The organism is Negativicutes bacterium (genome assembly GCA_018052945.1).
Taxonomy (GTDB): Bacteria; Bacillota; Negativicutes; order JAGPMH01; family JAGPMH01; genus JAGPMH01.
In genome coordinates this window covers 1-6,395 of record JAGPMH010000063.1, presented here as the reverse complement: position 1 = coordinate 6,395, position 6,395 = coordinate 1, and the positions used below count along the sequence as shown (strand labels likewise).

Here is a 6,395-nt window from a genome sequence, read left to right as displayed (position 1 = left end):
TAAGTGTTTATAAATAAACACTCCGTTCGACTTGCATGTGTTAGGCACGCCGCCAGCGTTCGTCCTGAGCCAGGATCAAACTCTCCAATAAATTTTATTAGAGAACCTAATAGGCTCTTTATAATTATAACTTAGAATTATGTTTGGAGCGGAAAACGAGATTCGAACTCGCGACCCTCGCCTTGGCAAGGCGATGCTCTACCACTGAGCTATTTCCGCACCTTATGTGTGCTATTTAAGCACCGCACATCTGGCATTAATTTCTCTACATTGTTTAGTTTTCAAAGAACAGCTTTGTGTTTTTGCTGCGACGCTTTAAGCACCGCTACGGATATTTATTTTACTAGGTTTTGTTGATGTTGTCAACAAGTTTTTTTATTTTTATTGTCTTTTGATTTAGCAACTTGTGCCGTATCTCCTAGCGACTTTCATTATTATAGCAATGCTATTTTATCATGTCAACATGCTTTTAAATTTTTTTTAAAAAATAATAGTCTGTAGCACAATAATATCGCTACAGACTATTATCTTATTTTAAATAACCCGCTCTACGTAAAATTGGCACTACCCTTAGTGCTGTAATAGTTATTAGGATGTTTAGCCCTAAATCAAAGACAATATAAGGAGTAAAACCTACCGCTATTGCTTTCATAATATCCATTTGCTTATTAAGATAAAAGTTCACAATCAAATACATATAACTTACACCCAATAAATATACCATCATTAAACCAATTGTTATTATGGAATATACTTTAATAAAGGACATGTTTTTTAATTTTTTAATTAACAATCCAATAACATAAGCTCCTGCTGCAAAACCCATTAGATAGCCAAACGTCGGTTGTAAAACATACGCCGGTCCACCGCCACTAGCAAAAATCGGAAAACCAACCAATCCAATGGTAATATAAAGCAGTTGTGAGTAAAGACCATCTTTACTTCCTAAAAATATACCCGCATATGCACAAAACAAATATTGTAAGGTATATGGCACTAATGGTGTTGGAATTTTTATAAAAGCTCCAATACCAGTTAATGCTGCAAATAATGCTATTAAAATCATTTGTCTTGTTTTCATATTAATACCCCTCTATCGTTAACCATTTTTTCTTTATAGTTTACCATCTTTTATAACTTCAAGCAAAACTTTAGATAAAAAGGCAATCGTCCTGTTCTTACTGACGATTGCCTTTTTATTAATCTTCTGCAAATTGTTCGGTTAATTGTTCATTTTTTGCAATACTCAACTTATGACGATATTTATACAAAATCATTGGTATAAACAACATTGGTACACCGGCATAAAGAGCCGATCTTAAATCATCCGTAAATGCTAAAACCACTAAACAAAAAACTTGAACCCAAATCCCAAATAAAGTGATGTAAGGAAAAAACGGAGTCTTATATTTTAATGTATCTTCTAGTCCATCTTTAATAATTTGCTTGCGGAAATTATATTGACTCCAACATATCGAAATCCAAGCCATTGCTCCGGTAAATCCTGATACAGCTAATAAATAGGTGTATGCCATATTACTAGAATCCAAGGTATAAATTGCAATAATCAACCAACAGCCCAAAACTGAAGTAATAATCGAATTTTGTGGCATTCCATTTTTATTTAGTCGTCCTAACCATTTTGGTGCCATATTTTCTTTTGATAAAGCATGCAAAGCTCTACCACTACCATATAACCCTGAATTAGAACAAGATATTGCCGCCGTTAGTACAACAAAGGCAAATAAATCCCCTGCCCAACCAAAACCATAGGAGTTAAGTGCTGCCGCAAACACACTTTCCGATAAAGTTGCTTCATTCCAAGGAAAAATCGCAATCAATAATGATATTGGAATAATATATAGTGCAATAATACGCCAAGTAACATTTCTGACTGCTATTGGAATACTTTTTTCCGGTTGCTTACATTCACCTGCAGCTAAACCGATAATTTCTGAACCTTGAAAATTAACTAAAATAATTACCATTGTAAGAACGATTGGCCAATACCCACTAGGGGCAAAGCCTCCTGCACCTAATAAAACGCTAGTTCCAATAAAACCTTGATTACCAATAAACCCAAAACAAATCCCGGCACTAATTACCGTAAACATTAACAATGCTACAACTTTGACAATAGCTAACCAAAATTCACTTTCGCCAAATTTCTCAACATGAAACAAGTTTATAACTGTTACGATTAACCCAAATAATATCGCCCACCATACCTGGCCGACCTCCGGAACAAATTTATTCATAATTATTCCTGCTGCAATCATTTCTGACGGCACATAAGCGACCCAATTTAACCAATACGACCAACCCACACCACACGCCCAGGTCGGCGAAATATACTCCTTGGCATAAGTGACAAACGAACTGGAAACAGGCTTTGCTACAGCTAATTCCGCCAAACATAACATTACAGCCAACACAATAGCTCCACCTAATAAATAAGATATAATTGCTGCCGGTCCTGCTTTTTCAAGAATATAACCGGTTCCTAAAAAATACCCACTACCAATAATACCACCTAAAGCAATTAACTGTAGGTGTCTCATCTTTAATCCCCTATTCATTTCCTCTTCTTTCATAGTGCTCTTATCACAGCCTTTCTTTGTTTTTTATGTTTTTAGTATATACAGAATACTATAAAATATCTTTATTTTCTATATTTTTTTACTAAAATTTTATTTATCTTTATTTTTTGTATTTTTTTGTCGTTTTAAATAGATTTTTATTGCAAACAGTCATAATTAAGATATAATTATCTTATATTTTAGTATTAATTTCTTAGGGGTAAAAAATGCAAGCTGATTTTAAAACCATTAGTGGCTCCTGCGAAGCCGAATATGAAATTAGCAAGTCAAAGTTTATATCTTATGTTGCTAATGTTGAAAGTGAAACTGAAGCAATTGATTTTATTCAAAAAATCAAAAAAACACATTGGGAAGCAACTCATAATTGTTCAGCCTATACTATTGGAGAAAATGATCAAATCCAAAAAGCTGATGATGATGGTGAACCAAGTGGCACAGCCGGACGTCCGATTCTTGAAGTTATCAAAAAAAACAACCTCAAGAATGTCGCTATTGTTGTAACTCGATATTTCGGCGGCATCAAACTAGGTGCCGGCGGCTTGATAAGAGCTTATAGCAAATCGGCAACTATCGGCATTGAGACTGCCACAATTGTTACAAGAGTTCATTACCGCAAAGTTAAAGTCGTTATCGACTACTCATTACTAAGTCTTTTAGAAAACAACTTAAAATTCACAAGTTACAAGGTCTATCAAAAGGATTTTACTGAAAATGTAGCCTTAATCTTACTGGCTAACCTTGGTTCTGAAAGTACCTTAATAGAGGATTTGGTAAACTGGACAGCTTCAAATTGTTTGATCGAATTACTTGATGAAGTAATTTTGGATGAACCTATTTAAATTTAATTATGAGGTGCATATTAGAATGAGTGAACTTATTAAAGTTTTCTTTGCTAAATATCTGTCAAAGCTACCGTTTATGTTCGTGATAATATATTTAATTGGTAGTTTTACATTTTTATTTTTTTCCCCAAACATTTCTTATTTTCTTGGCTCAAATCTGTTGACAGAAACAGATATTTTATTGCGGACATTAATCCAAACAACAGTTACAGCGTTCTTTATTTACTGGTTTAGTGGTCTATTAATTGCTAATTTGATTAAATTGCATCAAAAACATCACGAGCACGAAGAATCGTTAAAGACTTTGTCTTCGGAACTTAGTGCCAATAAAGAGCATTTAGAACATCAAACAGTTCAAATAAAACTCCAACAACAAAAACATGATGAACAGCTAAAAGTAGTTGAGTTTTTATCAAATTATGATGCTTTAACTAAAATACCAAAAAGGACTTTGTTTTCGCAACAACTAACAGCTTATATTAATTCACCCCAGTCCAAAGATCATTTAACGGCGATTGTTTTTATTGATCTGCAAAATTTTAAATATATTAATAATACATTAGGCTATGAGGCTGGTGATCAAATGTTAATCACCATTGCTGATAAATTAAAATCACAACTGACTAATAGCAATAACATTACCCGTTACGGCGGTGATGAGTTTGCTATAATTTTACCTAATTTAGCTAGTATCGAAGAAATTACCGAGAATGTTAAAGATATTTTAACATCATTACATAATCCTTTATCTTATAACGGTAAAACCTTTAGCATCAAAACAAATGCCGGAATAGCAATTTATCCTAACGATGCCATTGATGCTAATACTTTAATGAAAATGTCCGAAATCGCTATGTATCGTTCCAGGGAAAGTTGTAATCAAAATTACCAGTTTTATTGTGATGATATGGAGTTAAATCTTTCTAAACGCTTAGAAATAGAAGCTGATTTACAAACAGCCCTTAATGAAAATCAATTCGAGTTATATTATCAACCACAGGTTGATATTTCCGGAAACATTGTTGGTGTCGAAGCCTTAATAAGATGGAATCATCCCGAAAAAGGATTTATTATGCCTTCTGATTTTATTCCAATTGCTGAAGAGACCGGATCTATTATTAAAATCGGCGAATGGGTTATAAAAACAGCTTGCAGACATAATAAACTATGGCAAGAGATGGGCTTGCCACAAATTCCGGTATCAGTAAATTTATCAGCCAAGCAATTTCAGCAAGCAAATTTACAAAAAGTCATTTTTGATAGCTTAGCTGAAGCAAACCTTGATCCTAAATGGTTAACCGTCGAAATTACCGAAACAGCAGCTATGAGCAATGCTGATTATACCACTAATGTTTTAAACGAACTAAAAAGCAAAGGTATCAAAGTTTCATTAGACGATTTCGGGATGGGTTATTCTTCAATGATTTATTTAAAGAGATTTCCGGTTGATATGCTTAAGATTGATCGTTCTTTTATTAGCGATATTAGCAATAATTCAGATGGTGCCTATATTGCCAAAGCCATTTTGGGTCTAGGTCATAACTTAAAATTAAAAGTAGTAGCCGAAGGCGTCGAAACAAATGAACAGTTAGAGTTTCTTAAAGAAGAAAAATGCAATCATGTTCAAGGCTTTTTGTTCAGCAAGCCGATGCCATTTACCGCTATGACTAACGTCTTTAAAACTAAAACCGAGTTAGTTGAAGCAAATTATATAAATTAAAAAGTGCAAAAATCGCTTAGCGATTTTTGCACTTTTTTTATTTAAAGGAATCATATACTTTCTTATATTCTAAAGTCGGCTCAATTGCTTCATAAATATATACATGAACACCATTAGGATCATTTATAACAAAGCTTTTTTCCCCCCATGGTTTTTCTTGGATTTCTTGGTAAATCAATAAACCTTCTGCTTTTATCCTCTCATATTCAGCTACAACATCATTAACTTCTAATGATAAAATCAAACCCCTACCATTAAAAAACTCACCCTCTTCTCGTTGCGGCAACGTAAAGCTTATTCCTACATTAATGCTGGGAGCTAACAACTCTATATACCAATCACTCTCATACATTAACTTAAAGTTAAAATGTTCCATATAAAAGTTTTTAGATTCTTGTAATTTTTCTGTACTTATCGTTAAATCAATTCTGTTTGATTTCATCTTATCTCTCCTTCATAACCTCTATAAATATCTGTTTCGTTGTTTTTATAAAAAAACCTGCTAAAATAAAACTATTCTCCAATAAATTTGTTATAATTATTCATAAGTTCACTATACACGGAGGCTTTTCAATGTTAGAACAGTTATTAGTAACAGGTTTTGGTGATAAAGAGGATTTTAATTGTGCTGAAAAAATAGTATATGGGGCAAACCATGCTTATAATCTTGGTTTAGATAAAAACGCCCTTAAACTTTCTGCAGGCTTCGGTGGCGGAATGGGCATAGAAAGTATTTGTGGTGCTTTAACCGGTTGCGTCATCATTCTTAGCTCACTTTATGTTAAAGATATTGCGCATGAAAGCACTAAAATAAAAGAACTTACACAAAAGCTTTTTTATCATTATCACAAAGAAATGGGTTCAATTAACTGCGATAATCTAAAAGATAAATACCGTACTCCAGAATTAAAATGCCAACCAGTAATATTGGTAGCAGCAAGAATCTTAGATAAGATTATTTTGGAGGAAAAAATTAGCACTATTAAATAGTGCTAATTTTCATTTTATCAATATACTCATTAATGATTGTCCCAATTATTTTTTTCCCTTCAATATCTGGGTGTAGCCCATCTACTGATAAATCTTCTTTTAGCAACCCTTCATTGTTTATCATCATATCATGAACATTTATATTATATTCTTGTTGTTGAATCCAACTATTAACTTTATCTTGTTCTTGTCTCCAGTATGCATCAGGTCTACTACCCAAAACTTTAATCATTTTTTCTGGAT

At 33.1% G+C, this 6,395-nt stretch carries 7 protein-coding genes, 1 tRNA gene and 1 rRNA gene; 3 read left to right on the top strand and 6 right to left on the bottom strand.

The genetic code is table 11. The annotated features are described in order from the left end of the window. The 4 genes from KBI38_07760 to KBI38_07745 form a co-directional block, all read right to left on the bottom strand. Window positions 1–91: ribosomal RNA gene (locus KBI38_07760) — 16S ribosomal RNA — on the bottom strand; the annotation flags it as partial. Window positions 92–144: 53 nt separating this feature from the next. Next, window positions 145–219, bottom strand: a tRNA-Gly gene (locus KBI38_07755). Window positions 220–529: 310 nt separating this feature from the next. Next, on the bottom strand, window positions 530–1,087 hold the full coding sequence (locus tag KBI38_07750) for a biotin transporter BioY (GenBank protein MBP8629948.1): 558 nt from the start codon (window positions 1,085–1,087) through the stop codon (window positions 530–532). 112 nt (window positions 1,088–1,199) lie between these two features. Then, a complete protein-coding gene (locus KBI38_07745) occupies window positions 1,200–2,579 on the bottom strand; it encodes an amino acid permease (protein ID MBP8629947.1) in 1,380 nt (459 codons plus the stop codon). A 227-nt stretch (window positions 2,580–2,806) separates the two neighbouring features. Between KBI38_07745 and KBI38_07740 the strand changes: the two genes are divergently transcribed. Together KBI38_07740 and KBI38_07735 are read left to right on the top strand one after the other, a co-directional pair. After that, window positions 2,807–3,439: a YigZ family protein gene (locus KBI38_07740; GenBank protein MBP8629946.1), complete on the top strand. Its 633-nt coding sequence runs from the start codon at window positions 2,807–2,809 to the stop codon at window positions 3,437–3,439. A gap of 25 nt (window positions 3,440–3,464) precedes the next feature. Then, window positions 3,465–5,162 (top strand): bifunctional diguanylate cyclase/phosphodiesterase, encoded by a 1,698-nt coding sequence (locus tag KBI38_07735; protein ID MBP8629945.1) that lies wholly within the window; start codon window positions 3,465–3,467, stop codon window positions 5,160–5,162. A 37-nt stretch (window positions 5,163–5,199) separates the two neighbouring features. Here KBI38_07735 and KBI38_07730 read toward each other — a convergent pair whose 3' ends face one another. Beyond that, the gene (locus KBI38_07730; GenBank protein MBP8629944.1) at window positions 5,200–5,604 is read right to left on the bottom strand and encodes a VOC family protein; all 405 of its coding nucleotides are present in this window, start codon (window positions 5,602–5,604) and stop codon (window positions 5,200–5,202) included. 131 nt (window positions 5,605–5,735) lie between these two features. On the opposite strand from KBI38_07730, the gene KBI38_07725 reads away from it, so the two are divergent. After that, window positions 5,736–6,152 (top strand): C-GCAxxG-C-C family protein, encoded by a 417-nt coding sequence (locus KBI38_07725; GenBank protein ID MBP8629943.1) that lies wholly within the window; start codon window positions 5,736–5,738, stop codon window positions 6,150–6,152. Here the strand turns inward: KBI38_07725 and KBI38_07720 are convergent. Next, window positions 6,145–6,395: SGNH/GDSL hydrolase family protein (locus KBI38_07720; protein ID MBP8629942.1), on the bottom strand; the 251-nt coding region annotated here is incomplete at its 5' end. The genes KBI38_07725 and KBI38_07720 overlap by 8 nt on opposite strands.